This window comes from Flavobacterium notoginsengisoli, assembly GCF_042686225.1.
In the GTDB taxonomy this organism is placed as follows: domain Bacteria; phylum Bacteroidota; class Bacteroidia; order Flavobacteriales; family Flavobacteriaceae; genus Flavobacterium; species Flavobacterium notoginsengisoli.
Window position 1 is genome coordinate 694,254 of sequence record NZ_JBHUOT010000001.1, and the last position, 20,518, is coordinate 714,771.

21 protein-coding genes are annotated in these 20,518 nt (G+C 32.7%); 8 read left to right on the top strand and 13 right to left on the bottom strand.

Annotated elements, in window-relative coordinates; genetic code table 11:
• Nucleotides 1–36 precede the first annotated feature (36 nt).
• On the top strand, nt 37–2,421 hold the full coding sequence (locus tag ACFS3A_RS02885) for a TonB-dependent receptor domain-containing protein (RefSeq protein WP_379823830.1): 2,385 nt from the start codon (nt 37–39) through the stop codon (nt 2,419–2,421).
• A gap of 200 nt (nt 2,422–2,621) precedes the next feature.
• On the opposite strand, the gene ACFS3A_RS02890 is transcribed toward ACFS3A_RS02885, so the two are convergent.
• The 4 genes from ACFS3A_RS02890 to ACFS3A_RS02905 form a co-directional block, all read right to left on the bottom strand.
• The gene (locus tag ACFS3A_RS02890) at nt 2,622–4,187 is read right to left on the bottom strand and encodes an Eco57I restriction-modification methylase domain-containing protein (protein WP_379823831.1); all 1,566 of its coding nucleotides are present in this window, start codon (nt 4,185–4,187) and stop codon (nt 2,622–2,624) included.
• A gap of 4 nt (nt 4,188–4,191) precedes the next feature.
• Entirely contained in the window at nt 4,192–4,911 is a 720-nt protein-coding gene (locus tag ACFS3A_RS02895; RefSeq protein ID WP_379823832.1) for a PaeR7I family type II restriction endonuclease, read from the bottom strand.
• 294 nt (nt 4,912–5,205) lie between these two features.
• On the bottom strand, nt 5,206–5,874 hold the full coding sequence (locus ACFS3A_RS02900) for a ZIP family metal transporter (RefSeq protein WP_379823833.1): 669 nt from the start codon (nt 5,872–5,874) through the stop codon (nt 5,206–5,208).
• 90 nt (nt 5,875–5,964) lie between these two features.
• Nucleotides 5,965–6,729 carry a class I SAM-dependent methyltransferase gene (locus ACFS3A_RS02905; RefSeq protein WP_179007685.1) on the bottom strand — a complete coding sequence of 255 codons (765 nt, stop codon included), beginning with the start codon at nt 6,727–6,729 and terminating at the stop codon, nt 5,965–5,967.
• 148 nt (nt 6,730–6,877) lie between these two features.
• Between ACFS3A_RS02905 and ACFS3A_RS02910 the strand changes: the two genes are divergently transcribed.
• Together ACFS3A_RS02910 and ACFS3A_RS02915 are read left to right on the top strand one after the other, a co-directional pair.
• Nucleotides 6,878–8,035, top strand: a complete 1,158-nt coding sequence (locus ACFS3A_RS02910) for a THUMP domain-containing class I SAM-dependent RNA methyltransferase (protein ID WP_289658003.1) — start codon at nt 6,878–6,880, stop codon at nt 8,033–8,035.
• A gap of 137 nt (nt 8,036–8,172) precedes the next feature.
• Complete coding sequence (locus ACFS3A_RS02915; protein ID WP_091491243.1) at nt 8,173–8,409, top strand: hypothetical protein; 237 nt, start codon at nt 8,173–8,175, stop codon at nt 8,407–8,409.
• Nucleotides 8,410–8,516: 107 nt separating this feature from the next.
• Here ACFS3A_RS02915 and ACFS3A_RS02920 read toward each other — a convergent pair whose 3' ends face one another.
• From ACFS3A_RS02920 to rlmD, 3 genes are read right to left on the bottom strand one after another with little or no spacing between them, the layout of a single operon-like run.
• On the bottom strand, nt 8,517–9,329 hold the full coding sequence (locus ACFS3A_RS02920; protein WP_379823835.1) for a DUF6048 family protein: 813 nt from the start codon (nt 9,327–9,329) through the stop codon (nt 8,517–8,519).
• Nucleotides 9,301–9,837 (bottom strand): DUF6452 family protein, encoded by a 537-nt coding sequence (locus tag ACFS3A_RS02925; protein WP_379823836.1) that lies wholly within the window; start codon nt 9,835–9,837, stop codon nt 9,301–9,303. Before ACFS3A_RS02925 ends, ACFS3A_RS02920 begins: the two co-directional genes overlap by 29 nt.
• A 7-nt stretch (nt 9,838–9,844) precedes the next feature.
• Nucleotides 9,845–11,257, bottom strand: a complete 1,413-nt coding sequence (rlmD, locus tag ACFS3A_RS02930) for a 23S rRNA (uracil(1939)-C(5))-methyltransferase RlmD (RefSeq protein ID WP_379823837.1) — start codon at nt 11,255–11,257, stop codon at nt 9,845–9,847.
• Between the two features lie 159 nt (nt 11,258–11,416).
• Here rlmD and ACFS3A_RS02935 point away from each other — a divergent pair, with 159 nt between their 5' ends.
• On the top strand, nt 11,417–12,466 hold the full coding sequence (locus ACFS3A_RS02935) for a sensor histidine kinase (RefSeq protein ID WP_379823838.1): 1,050 nt from the start codon (nt 11,417–11,419) through the stop codon (nt 12,464–12,466).
• A gap of 45 nt (nt 12,467–12,511) precedes the next feature.
• Here ACFS3A_RS02935 and ACFS3A_RS02940 read toward each other — a convergent pair whose 3' ends face one another.
• The 4 genes from ACFS3A_RS02940 to epsC form a co-directional block, all read right to left on the bottom strand.
• Entirely contained in the window at nt 12,512–12,907 is a 396-nt protein-coding gene (locus ACFS3A_RS02940; RefSeq protein ID WP_379823839.1) for a hypothetical protein, read from the bottom strand.
• An 89-nt stretch (nt 12,908–12,996) separates the two neighbouring features.
• A complete protein-coding gene (locus ACFS3A_RS02945) occupies nt 12,997–13,983 on the bottom strand; it encodes an aldo/keto reductase (RefSeq protein ID WP_379823840.1) in 987 nt (328 codons plus the stop codon).
• Nucleotides 13,984–14,205: 222 nt separating this feature from the next.
• Nucleotides 14,206–15,093 carry a cysteine synthase CysM gene (cysM, locus tag ACFS3A_RS02950; RefSeq protein WP_379823841.1) on the bottom strand — a complete coding sequence of 296 codons (888 nt, stop codon included), beginning with the start codon at nt 15,091–15,093 and terminating at the stop codon, nt 14,206–14,208.
• 1 nt (nt 15,094) lies between these two features.
• The gene (gene epsC / locus ACFS3A_RS02955) at nt 15,095–15,886 is read right to left on the bottom strand and encodes a serine O-acetyltransferase EpsC (protein ID WP_379824357.1); all 792 of its coding nucleotides are present in this window, start codon (nt 15,884–15,886) and stop codon (nt 15,095–15,097) included.
• A 190-nt stretch (nt 15,887–16,076) separates the two neighbouring features.
• On the opposite strand from epsC, the gene ACFS3A_RS02960 reads away from it, so the two are divergent.
• Nucleotides 16,077–16,778, top strand: a complete 702-nt coding sequence (locus ACFS3A_RS02960) for a DUF1003 domain-containing protein (RefSeq protein WP_379823842.1) — start codon at nt 16,077–16,079, stop codon at nt 16,776–16,778.
• Nucleotides 16,779–16,933: 155 nt separating this feature from the next.
• Here ACFS3A_RS02960 and ACFS3A_RS02965 read toward each other — a convergent pair whose 3' ends face one another.
• Nucleotides 16,934–17,218 (bottom strand): DUF2752 domain-containing protein, encoded by a 285-nt coding sequence (locus tag ACFS3A_RS02965; protein WP_379823843.1) that lies wholly within the window; start codon nt 17,216–17,218, stop codon nt 16,934–16,936.
• Between the two features lie 130 nt (nt 17,219–17,348).
• Between ACFS3A_RS02965 and ACFS3A_RS02970 the strand changes: the two genes are divergently transcribed.
• A complete protein-coding gene (locus ACFS3A_RS02970; protein WP_186296678.1) occupies nt 17,349–17,498 on the top strand; it encodes a hypothetical protein in 150 nt (49 codons plus the stop codon).
• Nucleotide 17,499: 1 nt separating this feature from the next.
• The gene (locus tag ACFS3A_RS02975; protein ID WP_379823844.1) at nt 17,500–18,051 is read left to right on the top strand and encodes a Smr/MutS family protein; all 552 of its coding nucleotides are present in this window, start codon (nt 17,500–17,502) and stop codon (nt 18,049–18,051) included.
• Between the two features lie 136 nt (nt 18,052–18,187).
• Here the strand turns inward: ACFS3A_RS02975 and ACFS3A_RS02980 are convergent, their stop codons facing one another.
• Complete coding sequence (locus ACFS3A_RS02980; protein WP_379823845.1) at nt 18,188–19,171, bottom strand: hypothetical protein; 984 nt, start codon at nt 19,169–19,171, stop codon at nt 18,188–18,190.
• An 88-nt stretch (nt 19,172–19,259) separates the two neighbouring features.
• On the opposite strand from ACFS3A_RS02980, the gene ACFS3A_RS02985 reads away from it, so the two are divergent.
• Nucleotides 19,260–20,384, top strand: a complete 1,125-nt coding sequence (locus ACFS3A_RS02985; protein WP_379823846.1) for a cysteine desulfurase family protein — start codon at nt 19,260–19,262, stop codon at nt 20,382–20,384.
• The last annotated feature ends 134 nt before the right edge of the window (nt 20,385–20,518 follow it).

A 20,518-nucleotide genomic window follows, 5' to 3' on the forward strand; every position in this document is an offset into this window, starting at 1 on the left:
TTCAAATTAATCGAAACAAGTTTAAAATTAGAAATCATGAAAAAAGCGACCCTTCTTATCTTTTTAGTATTGCCTTTATTTTGTTTGGCACAATCACTTAAGTTAAAAGGAAAAATAACTAGCGAAAAAACGCCATTAGAATGGGCAGAAATTTCGATCTCCAATTTGGAAGGAAAAATTATTGACGGTACAACAACCAAACAAGACGGTACTTTTGAAATGAACCTTAAAAAAGGTTCTTATAAAATTGGCATTAGTCTTTTAGGATTTACAGATTACGAAAAAGAAGTTGCCATTGAAAACGACACAGATTTAGGAACAATTACTTTAAAAGAAAGCACAACTAATTTAGTAGAAGTAGTTGTTCAGTCTAAAAAGAAAACGATCGAACAGAAAACAGATCGTTTGGTCTACAATCTGGAAAATAATGTGACTACAGTTGGCGGAGATGCTTTGAGCGCCATTAATACGGCACCGGGAGTTGTGGTAAAAAATGATGTGATAACTATATTAGGAAAAGGAACTTCAAGAGTCATGATCGACGGAAGAATTATAGAATTGACTGGAGAAGAACTGAATAATTATTTAAAATCAATTTCGTCAGGAGATATCAAAAATATTGAGATTATCAGCAATCCGCCGGCTAAATACGAAGCCGAAGGTACTGGAGGATTAATCAATATTATTATGAAAAAAGGCGTTCGTGATTCCTGGAAAAATACAACTACAGTTTCTTACGATCAGAACAAATACGAAATTGGAACTTTGAGAAACAATTTTTTCTATAATAAAAATAAGTTCCGATTTTCTGCAAGTGTCAATGGGAGAACTGGTTATAAAAATTCTGAAGAAAATTTAGAAATGTACTTTCCTGATGGTCTTTCTACGATGAAAGCCGTTACAAAAGTGAAAGATGAAAATTTTTCAGGAAAATTGGCTTTAGATTATGATCTTTCAAAACGTACGACTATTGGTTTTCAGTTTTTGAATGACAGAAATAATCCGGATTTTAAATCGGATATCAGAATTGATAAATATGATACTCAAAATAAGCTGAATAATGTTACGCTGAATGACAGTTATACAGATAAAGGATCAAAAAATCAGACTTATAATGTTCATTTGATAACCAAATTAGATTCTTTGAACCGAAAATTGTCTTTTGATGCTGATTATTTCAATTACAATTCAAAGTTTGACAGAGCTTTTACAGCCAACAATTATACGCCTGAAATGTTATTTGTTGATGTGAATCAGTCCGGGCGAAATATTTCGAATCAGGCTATTGATAACTGGAGTTTTAAGGCGGATATGGAACATCCTTTACAAGCTTTAAATCTATCTTACGGAGCTAAAGTAAGCTTTATAAACAGTGAAAGCGATGTTTTGTATTACAACACAATTTCCGGAACTCCGGAATTGGATCCAACTCAGTCGAACCGATTTAAATACACTGAAAATAATCAGGCGGTTTATATTAACGGAAACAAAAAAATCAATGAGAAATGGAATTTTCAGGCTGGATTAAGACTTGAAAATACACAGACAAACGGATTCTCTGAAACTTTAAATCAGGAAACGGTAAACAATTATTTGAAATTATTTCCAACATTTTATGCTTCTTATCAGAAAAATGAAAACAATAATTTTAGTCTGAATTATGGAAAAAGAATCAACCGACCTCGTTTTGATTTGTTGAATCCGTTTAAGGTTTATATTAATAGTAACAGTTATTCTGAAGGAAATCCGTTTTTAAGACCTTCGTTTAGTGATAATTTTGAGTTGTCTCATTCCTATAAAGAAGTTTTAAGAACCAGTGTTTTTGTAAATCTTGTTACAAACGGTTACGGTGTTTTGTTTACTTCAAATCCGGAAACGAATACGCAGATTGTAACACGCGAAAACTATTTTAAGAATTTAAACTATGGTATCGGAGAAAGTTATTCGGTAAGTTTTGCAGATTGGTGGTCAAGCGAAAACACCTTGTACTTTTTAGGAGCTAAAACAGAATTTATAAAAGATATAAACGCAACGCCATCTAATAGTTTACAAGTAGATTTTTCGACCAATAATACTGTTATATTAGGAAAAACAACAAAACTTCAAATTGATTTTAGTTACAGTACGCCTTTTAAAAGTGGTTTATATGAAGTTGGATATGTGTCGAGTTTTGATATTGGTTTTAAACAGGATTTGTTTAATAAATCGATGCAGATTGCTTTTCTGGCAAATGATATTTTTAATACCGGTTATCTAAAAGATTTTACTTCGGTTGTAAATGGTGTAAAACAGGTTTATAGTCAAAACGAAAGCAGTCGATTTGTGCGATTGTCTGTGATTTATAATTTTGGAAATAAAAAAATCAACGTAAAAGAACGTGCTTTTGGAAATCAGGACGAGAAGAAGAGAACGGGGAATTAAATTAGATAATTAGTGAATTTGATAACTAATATGTTGTATAATTCTTTAAAAAAAAACATTAAAAATATGGTTTTTAATGTATAATCAAAAAGATCAAAAAGAAATATATTTCTTTCTGTTTTAAGATTTTATAAAGTGGCGGAATTAGAAGCATAAATTTTGGCTTAGAACAAAAGCTTACTAGAATTCTGAATGTTAATTTAGAATTGAATCCGCCATTTTTCTAAACCGTGAAGAACACAGTATTTCTTTATTATTCGATTTGTATCTTCTAAATTTTGGGTATCATAAGCTATTATCAATTCTTCTATATCTTTTTGGCTTAACTGTTTTATATTTGGTATTTTTAATTGTCTTAATACTTGTGATTGGAATCTAGGAAGACCTCCATTCATTCTAATTCCAATTTGAGCCATTTGATCTTTAACAAAGTCGGACATTAAAATACTACCTAGTATCTTTAATGAAGAGATATTTTTAGCTGTTATGTAGTAGATGTTGTGGTGTGGATAATAATTTCCCTCGTCAATGAATAGGAACTTGTTGCCTGTTAAGTCAGGTAATAAAAGTTTTGGTTTTGAAAGTAATTCAGGTTTTATTCGGTCAATAGTTTTATACCATTTATTAGGTGTTTTTTTTGCAGTATGTCTTTTTTGTAGAGTATCTTTATTGTTATTAAAATATGTCTGTAAATGGGGATATAATTTTAAATCGCAAAGACCATCATTGTCGTATGGATTTATTAAATAATTATCATTCCAACTGAATTTGTTATTTTTTAAATCTGATGATTTAATCAAAGGTAATATTCTACTCTTCTCTATACCGTTAAGTTCTTTACCTTGCTTTATAAATACTTTGTCTGCTCCTGTTGCAACGCCAATACCAATTTCAAAACCTTGTTCTTCAATTCCAACTAATGCTATGTCATTTATATTATAATGCAGGAATAAGTTTTGCCAAGAATAAGTTTGTGGTTTTTCTACTTGTATATATTGAATATTATTAAAATCAATTACTTTTGAATTGTCTTCACAGAAAAGAACCTTTTTTGATTTTGAGTTATTTTGAATGGTTGTTATACATGGATATGCCATAACGGTTTCATCAAATGGGGAAGATTTTTCAATATTTAAAATTTTTATAAGATTATAATTGTTTGAAATTTGCTCTCTTAAAATTTTACCATATTGATTATATAACCATCTATTTGAGCAAATAAAAGACAGCAAACCATTCGGTTTTAATAGATGAAGTGAATTTTCATAAAAAGGTATATATAAATCTGCCCTGTATTTAAATGTACTAAACTTTAGTCTGTAAATTTCTTTATCAAATTTTGGGATTTTTTCGTTACGTATGTATGGAGGATTGCCAACTATGCAGTCATATTTCAAATTAAAGTCGTGAGTTAAAAAATTTGTGTTCAAGCAAATTTTTGAACTCACATTATTTTTTTGATTAGTTAATTTAAGTACTAATTGATCAATAGAATTGCATAAATCTGAAAAGGCATTTTTGTCTAATTCTACAAAGGTTAAATTACTGATAACACAATTTATAAATGAAAAATTATATTTTGTGGCTGATTTAAACAAACGGTTGATTATTTCGATAGCAAATGCACCTTTACCTGAAGCTGGTTCTAGTATAGTAATATTACTTAAATCAAATTCAGAAAAATAATTAACTTCATCCAAGATAAATTGTATTGCATTTTTATTTGTAAATACTTCTCCATGATTTCTTCCATTTTTCCTTTTCATAACTTTACTTTTTAAACTCGTGGAGTTGTCCTGTTAAATGACCTATAAAAGAATTTAAAAAGCTATCCATTGAAATACTCTCTTCTAAATCTCCAAATTTATGATCATTAGTAACCCAAATTAAACAAGTTTGAGAATAAAGCCTTTCAAGCATTAATTTTTGACAGAAAAGTTTATATCTGTCTAAATAGGATGTATTATGAAACTCATTAAAAACCTTAAAATAAGGTTGGGTTATTCTTACTGGGGATGTAGATTTTTCAGATTTTTCAACAATCATCATGTAGCCTAACCAAGGCGCAGACTGATTTGGAAATGCTTTTTCTCTAAAAGCTGTCCATAAATCTGTTGCACTTCCTAATGCTTCCTCAGTTCTATTGTTAAAATTATTACCAAATGAGCCGACTTGAGATTTCAGCTCTAAAACGGCAACAAGTTTTTTAGAAGGGGTTATGATGAGCATATCCCAATCTTTTGTTGGTCTAAAGTAGCCTGGTAGTTGATTTCCTTTTATATAAATACAATCTTCTGGAATACCTGTATCCGTAGCTACTACATATAGTAATTTTAATAGCCCATCTAGTTGTTTGCCACCTGTTACAGAACTTCTATTACCAGTATCTTTAATTTCTTTTTCACTTTGTGCATCTTTTTGACTGTTTCGCGTTTCCCAAAAAAGCTTAATTGCATTTTCTAAAAGAGTTTGATATTTTTTCAGATTCATTTTAATTGTATATAATTAGTACAAATATAAGTTTTAATTGGGGCCGTTTTTGACGATCGATTTTTCAATAGTGGTCTAAATAATATCTAAATCTTTGTTTTTGAGTAAGTAAAATTTTCTATTGTAAGTTTAAAGTCTATGATTTTAAGTGTTTCAATATTAGTTAATTTTTAAATGTGTTTATTTAACTTAATTAAGAAAAGTAATTTTTTTCATGCCCAGATATGGCTAATTTGTTGCATTTAAATTAGAAAATTATCTTATTATCTAATAACACATTATCTAATAAATTTTTTATAAAAAGAACGCCAATAAAATCCCAAGAACAATCATCGAAACTTTGGCGATGTTGAATTTGTGTCCTTCACTGCTTTCAAAAATAATTGTAGAGGATATATGAAATAGAATTCCGATTACAATGGCTGTAATTTCCGTGTAATAATCGTTTAAAGAGGATAAATATTCGGAGGCAATTGTACCAAGCGGTGTCATAATCGCAAAAACGAGCATGAAGACAAAAATGGCTTTTTTGTTTAAATCGGCATTGATGAAAAATGTCGTTAAAATTACCGCAATTGGTAAATGATGAATCGCAATTCCTATGGCTAAATCATGATGATGACTTACCGGAAATCCTTCTAAAAAGGCATGAATACACAAACTAATAAACAGAAGCCAAGGAATCTGCGACATTTTTGCATGTCCGTGTACATGTCCGTGTTCGGCACCTTTGGAGAAAAATTCTAAAATGATCTGAAACAGGATTCCGACCATAATGAAAACCCCTATTTTATGATTGTGAGTTGCATAAACTTCTGGAAGTAAATGCATCACGGTTAATGACAATAGAAAAGAACCGCTGAAGGCCAACAGTAATTTTAAATTGGTTTTGTTTTTGGGTTTAATAAACAAAGCCACACTATATCCTAAAAGTACAGAAAGTAAGGGTAGTAAATAGTTCATTTTTATTTTGTTTAATCGTTGATTCGTTTAATCGGTTAATTGTTTTTTGTTTAGCGATTAAACGGTTAAACAATTACACGATTAACCAATTTATTTAAAAATCATGATTAATCTTTCGCTTTCGGTTTTATGGAATTTTTTGAGTTTGTAGTCTCCAAAAATGTCGAGAAGATAAATTCCCGCTTCGTCCATTAAATCCTGAAAATCTTTTAAAGTTAAGGCTTTTACTTTTTCTGTAAAATGATATTTTCTGCCTTTGTCTTCAAAATCAATTTGTTTAAAAATGTGACCGTCTTCGACATATCTTTTAATGTGAAAATCAATTTCGTCAACCGTTTTGGTTTCTTCCGGAACAAGGTTTTCAATTACGTTTGCTACGTTCATAAAATCGATAACGGCAAAACCATATTCTGAAAGGCTTTCTTTAATTGCTTTTAAAGTGGTCAGGTTGTCATCGTCGTTTTCAAAATAACCAAAGCTGGTAAACAAATTGAAAATGGCATCGAATTTTTCTTCAAAAGGCTGGCGCATGTCGTGCACTTTAAAATGCAGGGTTTCGTTGCTGTTTTTACTGGCTTCGGCAATGCTGTTTTCAGACAAATCGGCACCTAAAACATCAAAACCTAATTGATTTAAATAAATAGAATGACGGCCTTTTCCGCATGCCAAATCCAATACTTTTGCCTTTTCGGGCAAATTCAGATAGTGCGTTAAGTTGTCCATGAAAACCTGAGCTTCACGATAATTACGATCCTTGTAAAGAATATGGTAATAAGGTGTGTCAAACCATGAAGAATACCAGTTTTGATTGTCACCTTCCTGATTCGGAATTGATTCGTTATGCGTTACAGACATTTATTCTATTTCAATTAATTTAAAGTCCGGCAAATTTAGTGTATTTTTGCCGAAAAATAACTATTTAGCAACGATACATTGTTGCATTATGTGAAGATGCAGGATTGGCATCTTTTAAATTTTAGTTTTTTTTAATTTAAAAGAAAAGATGGAAGAAAATTTTAAAATGATTGCCAAATGTTTTTTTGGCTTTGAAGAAATATTAGAAAAAGAATTGCGTACACTTGGAGCTCAGGATGTTGAAAAAGGAGTGAGAATGGTGAGTTTTAAGGGAGACAAAGGTTTTATGTACAAAGCCAATTTATCTTTGCGTACGGCTCTTAAAATTTTAAAACCAATTTATTCTTTTAGAGCAAACAATGAACAGGCATTATACAAAGGGATTTCGGGTTTAAACTGGTCTAAATATTTAAATGCCAATCAGACTTTTGTAATTGATACTACTGTACATTCTACATATTTCAATCATTCTGAATTTGTTTCTCAAAAATGTAAAGATGCTATCGTAGATCAGTTTAGAGAAAGAACAGGACAGCGCCCAAGTATTGATAAACAATATCCGGATTTACGTATTAATATTCATATCGATAAAGATCAGGTTTCTGTGGCTTTGGATACTTCTGGAGCTTCACTTCATCAGCGTGGTTATAGAACTGCTACGAATATTGCGCCTATTAATGAGGTTTTGGCAGCAGGAATTCTTTTATTGTCAGGTTGGGATGGACAAAGTCATTTTTTAGATCCAATGTGCGGTTCTGGAACTTTCTTGGCTGAGGCGGCGATGATTGCCTGCAATATTCCAGCAAACATCAACAGAAAAGAATTTGCTTTTGAAAAATGGAAAGACTGGGATAATGACTTGTTTGATAAAATCATTGACAGTTTAATGAAAAAAACAAGAGAGTTTCATTACACCATAAAAGGTTTTGATAAAGCGCCAAGTGCTGTAAGCAAAGCGAAAGACAATATTAGAAATGCCAATTTGGAAGATTATGTGACTATTCGTGAAGATAACTTTTTTGATAGCGAAAAAGAAACCGAAGGAAAACTTCACATTGTATTCAATCCACCTTATGATGAGCGTTTAGATATTCATATGGAACGTTTTTATGCAAGTATCGGCGATACGTTAAAGAAAAATTATCCGGGAACAAATGCCTGGTTTATTACGGCAAACCTGGAAGCTTTGAAATTTGTTGGATTAAAACCTTCAAGAAAAATTAAACTTTTTAACGCTAGTTTAGAAGCACGTTTGGTTAAATATGAAATGTACGAAGGAAGTAAGAGAACGAAATTTCAAGTCTAAGTATCTAAGATGCTAAGAGTTTTAGTAAAATGAGAAAAAGAATAAGTTAAAATAAAAATTAAGTTTCTAAGAATGTAAGTTGCAAGGAGAAAAACTCAGCATCTTAGCATCTCAGAACCTTAGCAACTCTAAAAAAAATGTCAAAACTACAAGTAAGAGCTTTTTTATATCAATTAGGATGTTTTGCCGTCCTGTTTCTGGCGTTCCGATTTTTAATCGCCGCTTATACTGGTTTAACAGGAATCTGGATTCCTTTGACTGCTTTTGTAATTGGAACTATTATTGGGCCGAAATTTCAAGCAGCAAGAACTAAAGACGGAGAGAAGCTTTTTATGAAATGGATTTTCATTAAAGGCATTAAAGAAATCGGATAAACTAATGAATAGATTAAAAAAAGCTCAAATTCAAAAAAAAATGAATTTGAGCTTTTTTTAATCTTAGCAACTTAGTATCTTAGAATCTCAGCATCTTAAAAAAAGAATTATTTCTTTTTAGGAGCTTCTTTCTTTTCAGGAGCCATTACTTTTTTCTTGTAAATTGGGATGAAATAAGAAACTGTATAGTTGAATCCTACCCCAAAACTACCATCATACGTTCTGTTGAAGCCCGGAATATAAAGATTGTCAAATCCGCTTGGCTTTTTATTTGTAGCAAGAAGTTTAAGTTGTACTCCAAAACCAACAAATACATTATCAAAAACCTCTGCTTTTAATCCCATAGCAACTTCCAGCCAGCTAGCGGTAAGTCCGCTGTATTTTTGATTTGCCGGTACAGCAGACAGTTCACCCCAGTACGGATTTGGATTATAGATTTTATAGCTGTTTAAATCCTGACTGAAAGCACTAAAACCACCACGAAGTCCTATTGTGATTAAGTTTTCCATGTCAAGCCAATTTTCATAAAAATTGTAATCAAATCCGGCTTTTATATAACTTCCGGCTGCGGATGAATTTAATCGGTCGTCATCTGTAGTTTTGTTTTCATAACCTAATTCTGCTGCCAGATAATATTTTTTTGTCAGTCTCCAGTCTCCAACAAATTCTACTCCTTTATAATCTTTGTCATAAAGGCCTCGGGTAAGTTTATATAAGTCAACACCAACGCGAAGACCGTAACGGTCCGTTTTGACAATGCTGTCTTTTTTTACTTCCTGAATCTCCGGTTTAGCTGTTTCGGTTTTAGCTTTTTGAGTAATTACCTTTTTTCCTGTAGTTTCCGGTGTTTCCTGAGCGTACCCTAAAGAAATTGAAAACAGTAAACAAATACTAGAAATATACTTTAATGTGTGTTTCATTTTCAGATTCAATGTTTGGGTTTTCTAATTGCACGTCTGTCATCCATATCGTATCTCCATCAGGATCTGTACGAAGAAAAGGATCTTTGGCTTTTAAATCAAAAATAGTTTTAAAACCACACGCTCTCGATACATATACATTTTGAGTATTATAATTAATGGTTAATACATCTGTATTTCTTGACGTTGGATTGGTACTGGTAGAGTTATAAATAAATTTAAAAGTGACAGTGCTGTCATTAACTTTTAAAGGAAGCATTACATTATTTCCACTTGTAATATATTTCGCCTCATCGATAGCATTTTCATTAAAAACAATTCCCTCTTCCATATCTTCACCAATTACTTTCAAATTGCTGACATTTCTGGTTTTTGTCGGGTTGGCGATATCGTAAAATGTAATAACCAGTCTTGGTGTAGTAGGGGTATTTCCATCGCAGATATCATCTTTCTCGCAGCTTGATAAGCCAAAAGTAAAGAGCAGTAAAATCGAGATTATTTTTTTCATTTATTTTTTATCGAAGTTCTAAAAGTACAACATTTTCAACATGATGTGTCTGTGGGAACATATCTACAGGTCTCACACGGGTAACTTTATATTTTTCATCCATTAAAGCCAGATCACGTGCCTGCGTTGCAGAATTACAGCTTACATAAACTACTCTTTTTGGAGCAATTTTTAAGATTTGTTCTACTACATCTTTATGCATTCCATCACGTGGAGGATCTGTGATAATTACATCCGGTTTACCGTGCTGAGCAATAAAAGCTTCGTTGAAAACAACTTTCATGTCTCCAACAAAAAACTCACAATTGGTAATATTATTGCGTTCTGCATTGGCCTTGGCATCAATAATTGCTTCTGGTACACTTTCTACTCCAATTACTTTTTTTGCTTTTTTAGAAACAAATTGAGCAATTGTTCCAGTTCCTGTATATAAATCATAAACTGTTTCGTTTCCTGTAAGGTCAGCAAAATCTCTTGTTATTTTGTATAATTCGTACGCTTGGTCAGAATTGGTTTGGTAAAAAGATTTAGCATTGATGCTGAATTTTAAACCTTCCATTTCTTCAAGGATATAATCTCTTCCTTTGTAAAGAATGACATTCTGATCGTAAATGGTATCGTTTGGTTTTCCGTTTACAACATATTGTAATGAAGTAATTTGCGGGAATTTCTCGTATAAATGATCTAAAATTAATTCTCTGTTTTCTTTGTCCTCTTCAAAAAACTGAATCAAAACCATGATTTCTCCTGTAGAAACGGTACGAATCATTACGGTTCTCAACAAACCCGAATGTTCTCTAGGATTGAAAAACGCTAAATTATGCTCGTTTGCAAAAGCGCGTATTTCATTACGAATTGCATTTGAAGGATCTTCTTGTAAATGACATTTGTTAATGTCAAGAATTTTATCCCACATTTTTGGAATATGAAATCCTAAAGCATTTCTATTTCCTAAATCTTCAGTGCTTCCAATTTCTTTTTCAGTTAACCAACGGCTGTTTGAAAATGAAAACTCCATTTTATTTCTATAGAAAAATTGTTTCTCAGAACCTAAAATAGCTTCAAATTCCGGAAGTTCGATTTTTCCTATTCTTTGTAAGTGATTTTTAACTTCATTCTGTTTAAATGCAAGCTGTTGGCTGTATTTCATATTTTGCCATTTGCATCCGCCACATACTCCAAAGTGTTCGCAGATTGGATCTACTCTGTAATCTGATAATTCGTGAAATTTTACAGCTTTACCTTCGTAGTAAGCTTTTCTTTTTTTAAATGTTTGTACGTCAACTACATCTCCAGGCACCACATTCGGAATAAAGATAACTTTTCCGTCTGGTGCTTTGGCCACCGAAACTCCTTTTGCACCGGCATCAAGAACCTGAATTTGATGAAAGACAACTTTGTCTGTATTTTTTCTTCCCATAGCGCAAAAATAAGCCTTTGAAAACTTTTACAAATTTAATTTTAAAAAATTTTTAGAAATTCGTCAAAAAATTAGTTTAATACAGGATAAAAGTTAATTTTGTTTTGTAAGAACCCCCATGAATTTACAATATTAACCTACAATTATTGCCTCCTTTTCATGAAGTTGTACCACAAACTCTCACAGATTAGCTTTCTTAAAAAAAGTTATGCGTTTAAATTTCTTTTTGTTGCTTTTATCGGTATTCATATTCCTTTAATTGGTATTTTATTTTTTGTACTGTATTTTCAGCATAGCATTTCTCCTGCTTCTATTTTAGTTTTTTCGTTAATTATGACTTTGCTGGCAACGGCAATAACATTATTAGTGTTGAATAAATTAATAAAACCGATTGCATTGGCTTCGAAAGCACTGGACGATTATCGCAGTTCCAGAAAATTATCTGTTTTACCAACAGAATATGCTGATGAAGCAGGATTACTTATGTGTAATATTCAGGAATCGATTTATGAGGCGGAAAATTTTATTAATGAAAAGCAGGATTTGGTTTATATGCTTTCGCATGATTTAAAAAACTTTGCCGGAAATCCACAGGGATTAGCAAAATTAATTATAAGCGAAAACCCTTCTGAATCTGTAGTAAATCTAGCTGAATTAATCTGTGAATCGACTGATCTTCAATTCAGATATATTGAGAACTTCATTAAGCTGCTGAAAGAACAGGATGAAGTTGTAAAAATAAATCCGGAAATCAAATCAGTTCTGTTTCCTAATATTCTTCCATTTATTAATGAACAGGTTGAACAGCGACTGTTTGATAAAAATATAAAGCTCAATCTGGTTTTAGAATGTGTCGAAGCCAAACTTAAAATAGATGAAGGTCTTTTGATTCAGGTTTTAGTTAATTTGATCAGCAATGCCGTTAAGTTTTCTTATTTTGACAGCGAAATAAAGGTGAGAATTTACTCGGAAGATTCTAAATTGATTTTAACAGTAAAAGACAATGGAATTGGTTTCGATAAACATCAGATCGAAGAATTATTCAAAAAATTCACCAAAATGAGTCGACTCGGAACGGCAAATGAGGGTTCAACAGGAATTGGCTTGTATTTATGCAAGAAAATAATAGAACGCAACAAAGGCCGATTGAGTGCTTCAAGCGATGGTAAAAACAGAGGCGCTGAATTCAGAATTGAATTTGATATTTAAGAAAAAAGGTTACTAAGATTTTAAAATCTCAGTAACCTTAATTTTTTACTGTGCATTACTATAAATTAAAGTTGGTTTTTCGTCTATACACTTTATGCCGGTTGGAGGAGGTATAGTTATACATTCGGATGTGTAATAAACTCCCCATTTTGCATCAAATTTTCCTTGAGCTTCACGAAATTGATCAATTTTTTTTCGAAAAATAGCTGCATCAACTGCTTTGTTATAGATAATATACCCTGAGCAGTTTGAAGGAGAGTATTTCATAAATGCCCATTCGTCCGGATTAGTGCAGGATTTTGAGTTAACTTGAGAATAATCAATAATTTCCTGATACATTTTATCAAGTCTGGCTTGTTCTTCTTCACGTGTACTTTCATCTTTACTGCAAGAGATGGTTGTAATGCAGATTGCAAGCAGAAAAAAGGATAACTTTTTCATAATTTATGGTTTATTGGTTAGTATTTTATAACTAGATGCAATAAACCATAAATGGTTGCGCCTTTATGAAAGAAAAAACTTAAATAAATTTACCAAAGCTGATGGACAGCAGGTTTAATAAGATGGTTGTAAATTTTATTCATTTCAGAGATTTGTTCTGCGGTTAATTTAGGAGTGTCGTATACCGATAAATTAGATAAAACATGGTTTACTTTTGAAGCACCCGGAATAATACAGCTGATTTCGTTGAAACTCAAAATCCACTGTAAGGCAATTGGAGCAAGATTTTCTTGTCCGGGAAACAAAGCTTTTAATTCATTAACAGCTTTTAAACCTAAATTATAATCAATTCCTGAGAATGTTTCGCCTTTATCAAAAGCTTCTCCGTTACGATTAAAATGGCGGTGATCCTCAGGTTCAAAAGTGGTTTTTTCACTGAAAGTACCCGTTAAAAGTCCACTCGCTAAAGGAACTCTGGCAATAATTCCAATGTCTTTCTTTTTAGCTTCAGAGAAAAACAACTCAGAAGGGCGCTGGCGGAATAAATTGAAAATAATCTGCACTGTAGTCACATTGTCATATTCAATTGCTTTTAAAGCTTCTTCTACTTTTTCTACGCTTACGCCCAGATTAAGGATTTTTCCCTGCTCTTTTAAGCGTTCAAAAAGCTCAAAAATTTCAGGACGATAGTAAACTTCTGTCGGAGGACAGTGTAACTGAATCAAATCAAGCGTTTCTAAACCAGTTCTTTTTAAACTGTCTTCCACAAATTTTTGAAGCACTTTTGGAGTGTATCCTTCATTAACATGCGGATTAATCTGGCGTCCGCATTTTGTGGCAACGAAAATACGTTCAGAACGGGAGCGAACCACACGTCCAACAGCAGTTTCGCTTAATCCGTTTTCGTAAACATCGGCAGTGTCAATAAAATTAACACCATTGTCTATAGCTGTATTTAAAAGTTCGTCGGCGGTTTTATCATCAAAACCCGATCCCCATTTCCCTCCAACCTGCCAGGTACCAAGTGAGATTTCAGAGATATTAAAGTTTGTTTTTCCTAGTTTTCTGTAGTTCATTTTTTTTAAGATTCTAATGTTCTGAGTTTCTAAGATGCTAAGTTTTTTTCTAAAGTTGCTGAGATACTAAGATTCTGAGATACTAAGTTTTTTTAGTTATTCAAATCTTAGTTTTCTGTAGTTTATTTTTTTTAAGACTCTAAGGTTCTGAGTTGCTAAGATTCCATTTTTTTAAGTTAACCAAATGTTAGCATCTTAGAGCCTTAGCAACTTAGTATCTTTTTAATCAAATAAATCCGAAGACAGGTAACGATCGCCTCTGTCGCAGATAACGGCAACAATAACTCCGGATTCTAATTGTTCGGCTATTTTTAGGGCAACAGCAACAGAACCTCCGCTGCTCATTCCGGCAAAAACACCTTCTTCAAGTGCTAATCTTTTTGTCATTTCACGTGCTTCTTTTTCGCTTACATCTACAACAGTATCAACTTTAGAGGCATCAAAAATTTTAGGAAGATATTCTTGTGGCCATTTACGGATTCCAGGAATCTGAGAACCATCGCTTGGCTGTGCGCCAACAATTTGAACATTTGGATTCTTTTCTTTCAAATAAGTCGAAGTTCCAATAATAGTTCCCGTTGTTCCCATTGCAGAAACGAAATGAGTTACAGTTCCTTCAGTGTCATTCCATATTTCAGGCCCGGTTGTTTTATAATGTGCTTTCCAGTTGTCATCATTCGCAAACTGATTCAGCATTAAATAACCTCCTTGGGCTACTTTTTTATCAGCATAATCACGAGAGCCGATAATTCCTTCACTAGCAGGTGTTAGAATTACAGTGGCGCCATAAGCACGCATAGTTTGTGTGCGTTCTTTTGTTGAATCTTCTGGTAGAACCAGTTCGATTTCAATTCCGAATAATTGCGCAATCATGGCAAGTGCGATTCCGGTATTACCGCTGGTTGCTTCAATTAATTTGTCTCCTTTCTTAATGTCGCCTCTTTCTAGAGCAGCGGCGATCATATTGTATGCAGCTCTGTCTTTTACACTACCTCCAGGGTTGTTTCCTTCGAGTTTAAGTAAAAGTTTTACATTTTTATTTTGAACCAAATTGACGGTTTCCATCAAAGGAGTATTCCCAATTAGGTTTAATAATTTCTGTGGACCCATTTTATTTTTTTTCTTTTATTTTAACTTCAGTTGTGGTAGTGTTTAAAACGATGGAATCTTCAGGAATAGATTTGGTAACCCATGCATTTCCTCCCACAATACTATTTTTTCCGATTACAGTTTCGCCTCCCAAAATTGTGGCATTGGCATAAATGCAAACATTAGCCTCAACCGTAGGGTGTCTTTTTGCATTTTTCATTTCTTTGCTTACGCTTAAAGCACCCAGCGTAACGCCCTGATAAATTTTTACCTGTTTTTTGATTACAGTTGTTTCTCCAATAACGATTCCGGTAGCGTGGTCAATAAAGAACGGAGATGCAATATCAGCTCCGGCATGAATATCGGTTCCTGTAATTCTATGTGCATATTCGCTCATTAAGCGGGAGAAAAGAAGTAAATCAAGCTTATACAATTCGTGGCTTAACCTGTAAATTGCAATGGCATAAAAACCAGGATATCCTAAATAAACCTCGTCAATACTGTTTGAGGCGGGATCGTTCTCTAAAATATATTCCGCATCCTGATTTAATTTCTCTAAAACTCCGGGAAGTTTTTCCAGAAACTTATCCCAAATAGATTCACATAGATTTTGTGGTTTTTTGCAAGCCAAAACAGCAATTTCCTTAAAACGCACTTCCAGTTCATCAATGCTTTCGTCTAAGGCAGCATTAGAGTCAAAAAGAGTGTAAAAAAGCTTTTCTGTAAAGTCTTCTGTTTTGGTTTTAATACCGTAATTTATGTGCGAATGACTTTTTAAAGCCTTTATATTTTGTATGATAGTGTCTTTTGTCACAATGGTAAAAATGAATGAATAATTTTGGAACGTTAAAAGTAAGGTGTTTTTTGGAAATAAAGCCACGATTTAACTAAAGAAATTTTCTGTAGAAAAGCTCATTTGTGATAAAATAGAAATGGTAAACAGTTCTTTTTTATATCGTTCTTAAGAAGTTAATTACGTAAATTAGCTTTCAAAACAAATTAAAATGAAAAACAGTCAGACCTTTAAAAGTGCAATTTCCGGACTTTCTTTTGCTGAAAGCGAGAAAATCTATGGTAAATCAATTCATGATCCTATTTTGGGTTTAATAAAAAAAGAATTCCCAAGTTTTAATGATGATGACTGTATTGCTGTAAACGAATTAAATGTTTATCGTCAAAAATACATTTCAAACTATCTTTCGACAGAAATTGGTGCACTTTCAGCTATGGAAAAAAACGTCATTTCTTCTCTAAAAGAGGATAAGTCGATTGTAAGTATTGTTGAGGATGAAGAAGAAACACGCAATTTAGGGCAGAGGGTTGCAGATAGAGTTGCCGACTTTGGCGGAAGCTGGACCTTTATAATTTCGTTTGTTGTTTTTATTACAATCTGGATTGGGTCTAATGTACTTGTTTTTTTGAATAAGGGTTTTGATCCTTATCCATTTATTCTCTTAAATTTAATTCTCTCCTGCGTTGCTGCTTTACAAGCGCCGGTAATCATGATGAGCCAAAACCGTCAGGAAGAAAAAGACCGAAACCGCGCCAAAAAAGATTATATGATTAATCTGAAATCGGAATTAGAGATTAGAATGATCCATGATAAAATTGATCATTTGATTATGCATCAGCAGCAAGAATTAATCGAAATTCAGAAAGTACAAATCGAGATGATGAATGATATTTTAAATCAGATTAAGAGGTAAAAAGTTATTTAAGATTCAATCTTTTTAAATCCCAAATTTCAATTATCAAAAATCAATGTCAATTTAAAATAATCTAAAAGACGTCAAATACATAGAGAGAAGCAAATTTAAAAAAAAGGAGCGAAGCAACTTTTAGAAAATCTAAAATCTAAAATCTAAAAATAAAAATGTTTGAAGTAATAACCGCCAAGCATGAAAATGAGATTTACAGTTGCCATTCTCCAAATTATTTTTTTGTAATTTTTAGATTTGTCCAAAAAATGCAGGGCTATTAAAACGAAGAGTAAAAGACAGGAATATATCGCCGGATACATTTTGAAAGCGGCTAAAAACTCTCCCTGAAAAAGTAAGAATAAAGAGCGCTGAAAACCGCAACCCAAACACTCAAAACCAAAGAAGGTTTTGAAGAGGCAGGGGATCATATATTTCTCTAAAGTCATGAGGAATCTTTTTGCAATTTTACTAAAAAAATACGACAAACCTTTGAAGTAGAATAGAACTGCTATTTGAAAGTTTTATACTTTTGAAATCTTAAACTTTGAATTGATGAAAGCTTTTAAAATAATAATAATGATTCTTGCTATCTCGGTGGCATTCTATGAGCAGGTTTCAGAAGAAAAAAATATCTATATCATGATCATTGCAATTGTGGTTTTCATGTTTGGAATGATGCAGCTGAGTGCCAAAACCCCAAGTAAAAATAACGATAAAGAAGAGTAGGATGCTGGTAAAAGGAGATAAGGTTTCTGTATTGGATGAAGCCATAAACGGAACGGTCGTTTCGGTGAAAAATAGCGAAGTTTTGATTGAAACTGAGGATGGATTTATGATGACATTTTTTGTCAATGAGTTAATTAAGATTCAGGAATCCAGTAATTTAATGAATTCTATTAAAAGAATTGATTTAGAAGAAGTTTCAAAAGAGAAAACAGAGCCAAAACCAAGAAGTTTTGTTAAGGAAAAGAAAGAAAAACGCGATGTTGGTGTTCCGGAATTTGATTTGCATATTGAAAAATTAGTTCCAAATAAACGCGGTATGTCTAATTATGATATTTTGACATTACAAACGGAAACGGCAAAAAGACATATTGAATTTGCGATTCGGAACCGTATTCCTAAAATCGTTTTTATTCATGGTGTCGGAGAAGGTATTTTAAAAGCAGAACTGGATTTTTTATTAGGACGCTATGACGGAATAGATTTTCAGGATGCCAATTATCAAAAATACGGACTTGGTGCAACTGAAGTTTATTTTAGACAAAATAATAAATAGAATAAAATTAAGTGGTTTAAAATGTCTATTTTAAACATAAAAAAACGTCTGTCTTTCTAGCTGATTTAATCTTAAAATCAGTTTTGAAAAACAGACGTTTTTTGTAAGAATATTTTTTTCTGGAAAACCTGAAAAATTATTTGATAACACTTCCTAAAACAAAATTACTGCCTAGCTTAAAAGAACTATTTCCTTTTTCAAGAATAACATTTTTAAGAACAATAGTGTGTGTGTAAATTTGTGCTGCATGGGTAGTGGTCACTTCTATAATACCAGATTCACCTGTTTTTCCTAATTGACCTGTCCAGGTCTGATCTACAGCTGGCGTTGCAGTCGGAGTACAAATGTACTCTTGAGAGAAAGATCCCGTTTCTGCTTTTGCAGTTCTGTAATAAATTTTGTTTGCTGTTGAAGAAATCAATCTTGTTCTTGGCTGATTCGCCGGTGTATCTACATTTTCAAAGAGGGTGGGGTCAATATCCTCAATAGATAAGTAGAAGGAATTATTGTAATTGTAAACTCTTTTATAATTGTCACATTGGTATATGATCCCCGTTCCTTCCGGATTGGTTCTAAATGTAAAGTCAGCAGGTGTTACGGTAGTTTGGTACGTTCCAAATGTATATTTTGCCTCAATTTGGTCTCCGGACGGTTTTGCAAAAGTTATATTTCTAAAAATAATACTATGGCTGTAACCTGTAATCCTTGTTCCGTCATCATTTGTATTTTGTTTGTCTATTTGTCGGGATTCTATATGTATAATACCATCTTTTCCAAGCCATTCTTGTGTAACTCTTGGAGTGCTGGGCGGAATAGTACCGCAGATATTTGTAGTAGCAACTTTACCATCATAAGCTCTATAAACTACACGATATTGTCCGTTACCTTTAGAATCTATGGTATAATCATAATCTTCATTATCATTAATAATAGAACCTTCCGGCATTTGAAGTAAAAGAGCTTCTTGATCTTTTAATTTGTAAATTAATGCATTGGTTTCTGTATCGCAAGCCTGAGAAGAGGTAACACTTTCAAAATTTATTTCATCTACAGTTAAATCTCCGTCGTCACAACCGTTTAGCAAAAAAGCAAATAATATAAGGGAAGCGTATTTTTTCATTGTAAAAATTTATTTGGGTCAAAAATAGTGAAAAAAATGGCAAATGATATTGAAGATTTGACAATTGATATTTCTTAACTTTGCAACAATGAAAAAAGTATATCTAGATAATGCCTCAACTACTGCAATGCGTCCCGAAGTAATTCAGGAAATGACTAAAGTAATGCTGGAGGATTTTGGCAATCCATCGTCTACACACAGTTTTGGACGAAATGCTAAAACAATATTAGAACTTTCAAGAAAAAGTATCGCTAAACATTTAAATGCTACTGCCCAGGAAATTATTTTTACTTCTGGTGGGACTGAAGCCAATAACTGGATTATGCGTTCTGCAGTTGAAGACTTAAAAGTACAACGAATTATTACTTCAAAAATAGAACATCATGCAGTTTTGCATACCGTTTGGGCACTTCAGGAGGAATACAAAATACAGGTTGATTATGTAAATGTAAATCCGGATGGAAGTCTGGATTTGACTCACTTATCGAATTTGTTGTCTGATGAGAAAAAGACTTTAGTGAGTTTAATGCATGTAAATAACGAAACCGGCGCTATTTTAGATCTGGAAAGGGTTGGTCTTATTTGCAAGCAATACAATGCCTTGTTTCATTCTGATACGGTTCAGTCTGTTGGAAAAACCGAAATTGATCTTCAAAAGACTCCGGTAGATTTTATTTTAGCCAGTGCACATAAATTTCACGGACCAAAAGGAATCGGATTTGCCTTTGTTAGAAAAAATTCCGGTTTGCAGCCTTTGCTTTTTGGTGGAGAACAAGAGAAAGGACTTCGTGCAGGAACAGAAGCGGTGCATCAAATTGCAGGAATGGCAAAAGCTTTGTCTGTTTCTTATGAAAAACTGGAGGAAGAGAGAGCTTATATTTCGGATATAAAAAAATATCTTATAGAGCAGTTAGAAATTCATTTTCCGGACTTTAGAATTAATGGAAAAAAAGATGATTTCTACAATATCATCAATATTATTCTGCCTTTTTCATCAGATAAAACTTCAATGCTGCTTTTTAGTTTAGATATGAAAGGAATTGCGGTTTCAAGAGGAAGTGCTTGTCAGTCGGGTAGTATAAGACCTTCTCATGTTTTAAATGAAATGCTTTCAGAAGCCGATTTAAAACTGCCTAATCTCCGAATATCATTTAGCCATTATAATACAAAAGAAGATATTGATTGGCTTATTGAAAGTTTGAAAACGGTCTAAGTTGCTAAAATACTATCCCGTGGCTTCGGGACTGATATTCTAAGTTTTTTTAAGCGCGGAGTGCGCTAAGGATTACGCAAAGGTCGCTAAGATTATTTTAGAGCCATTAAAATAAAAAAGTTCGCAAAGTTTGT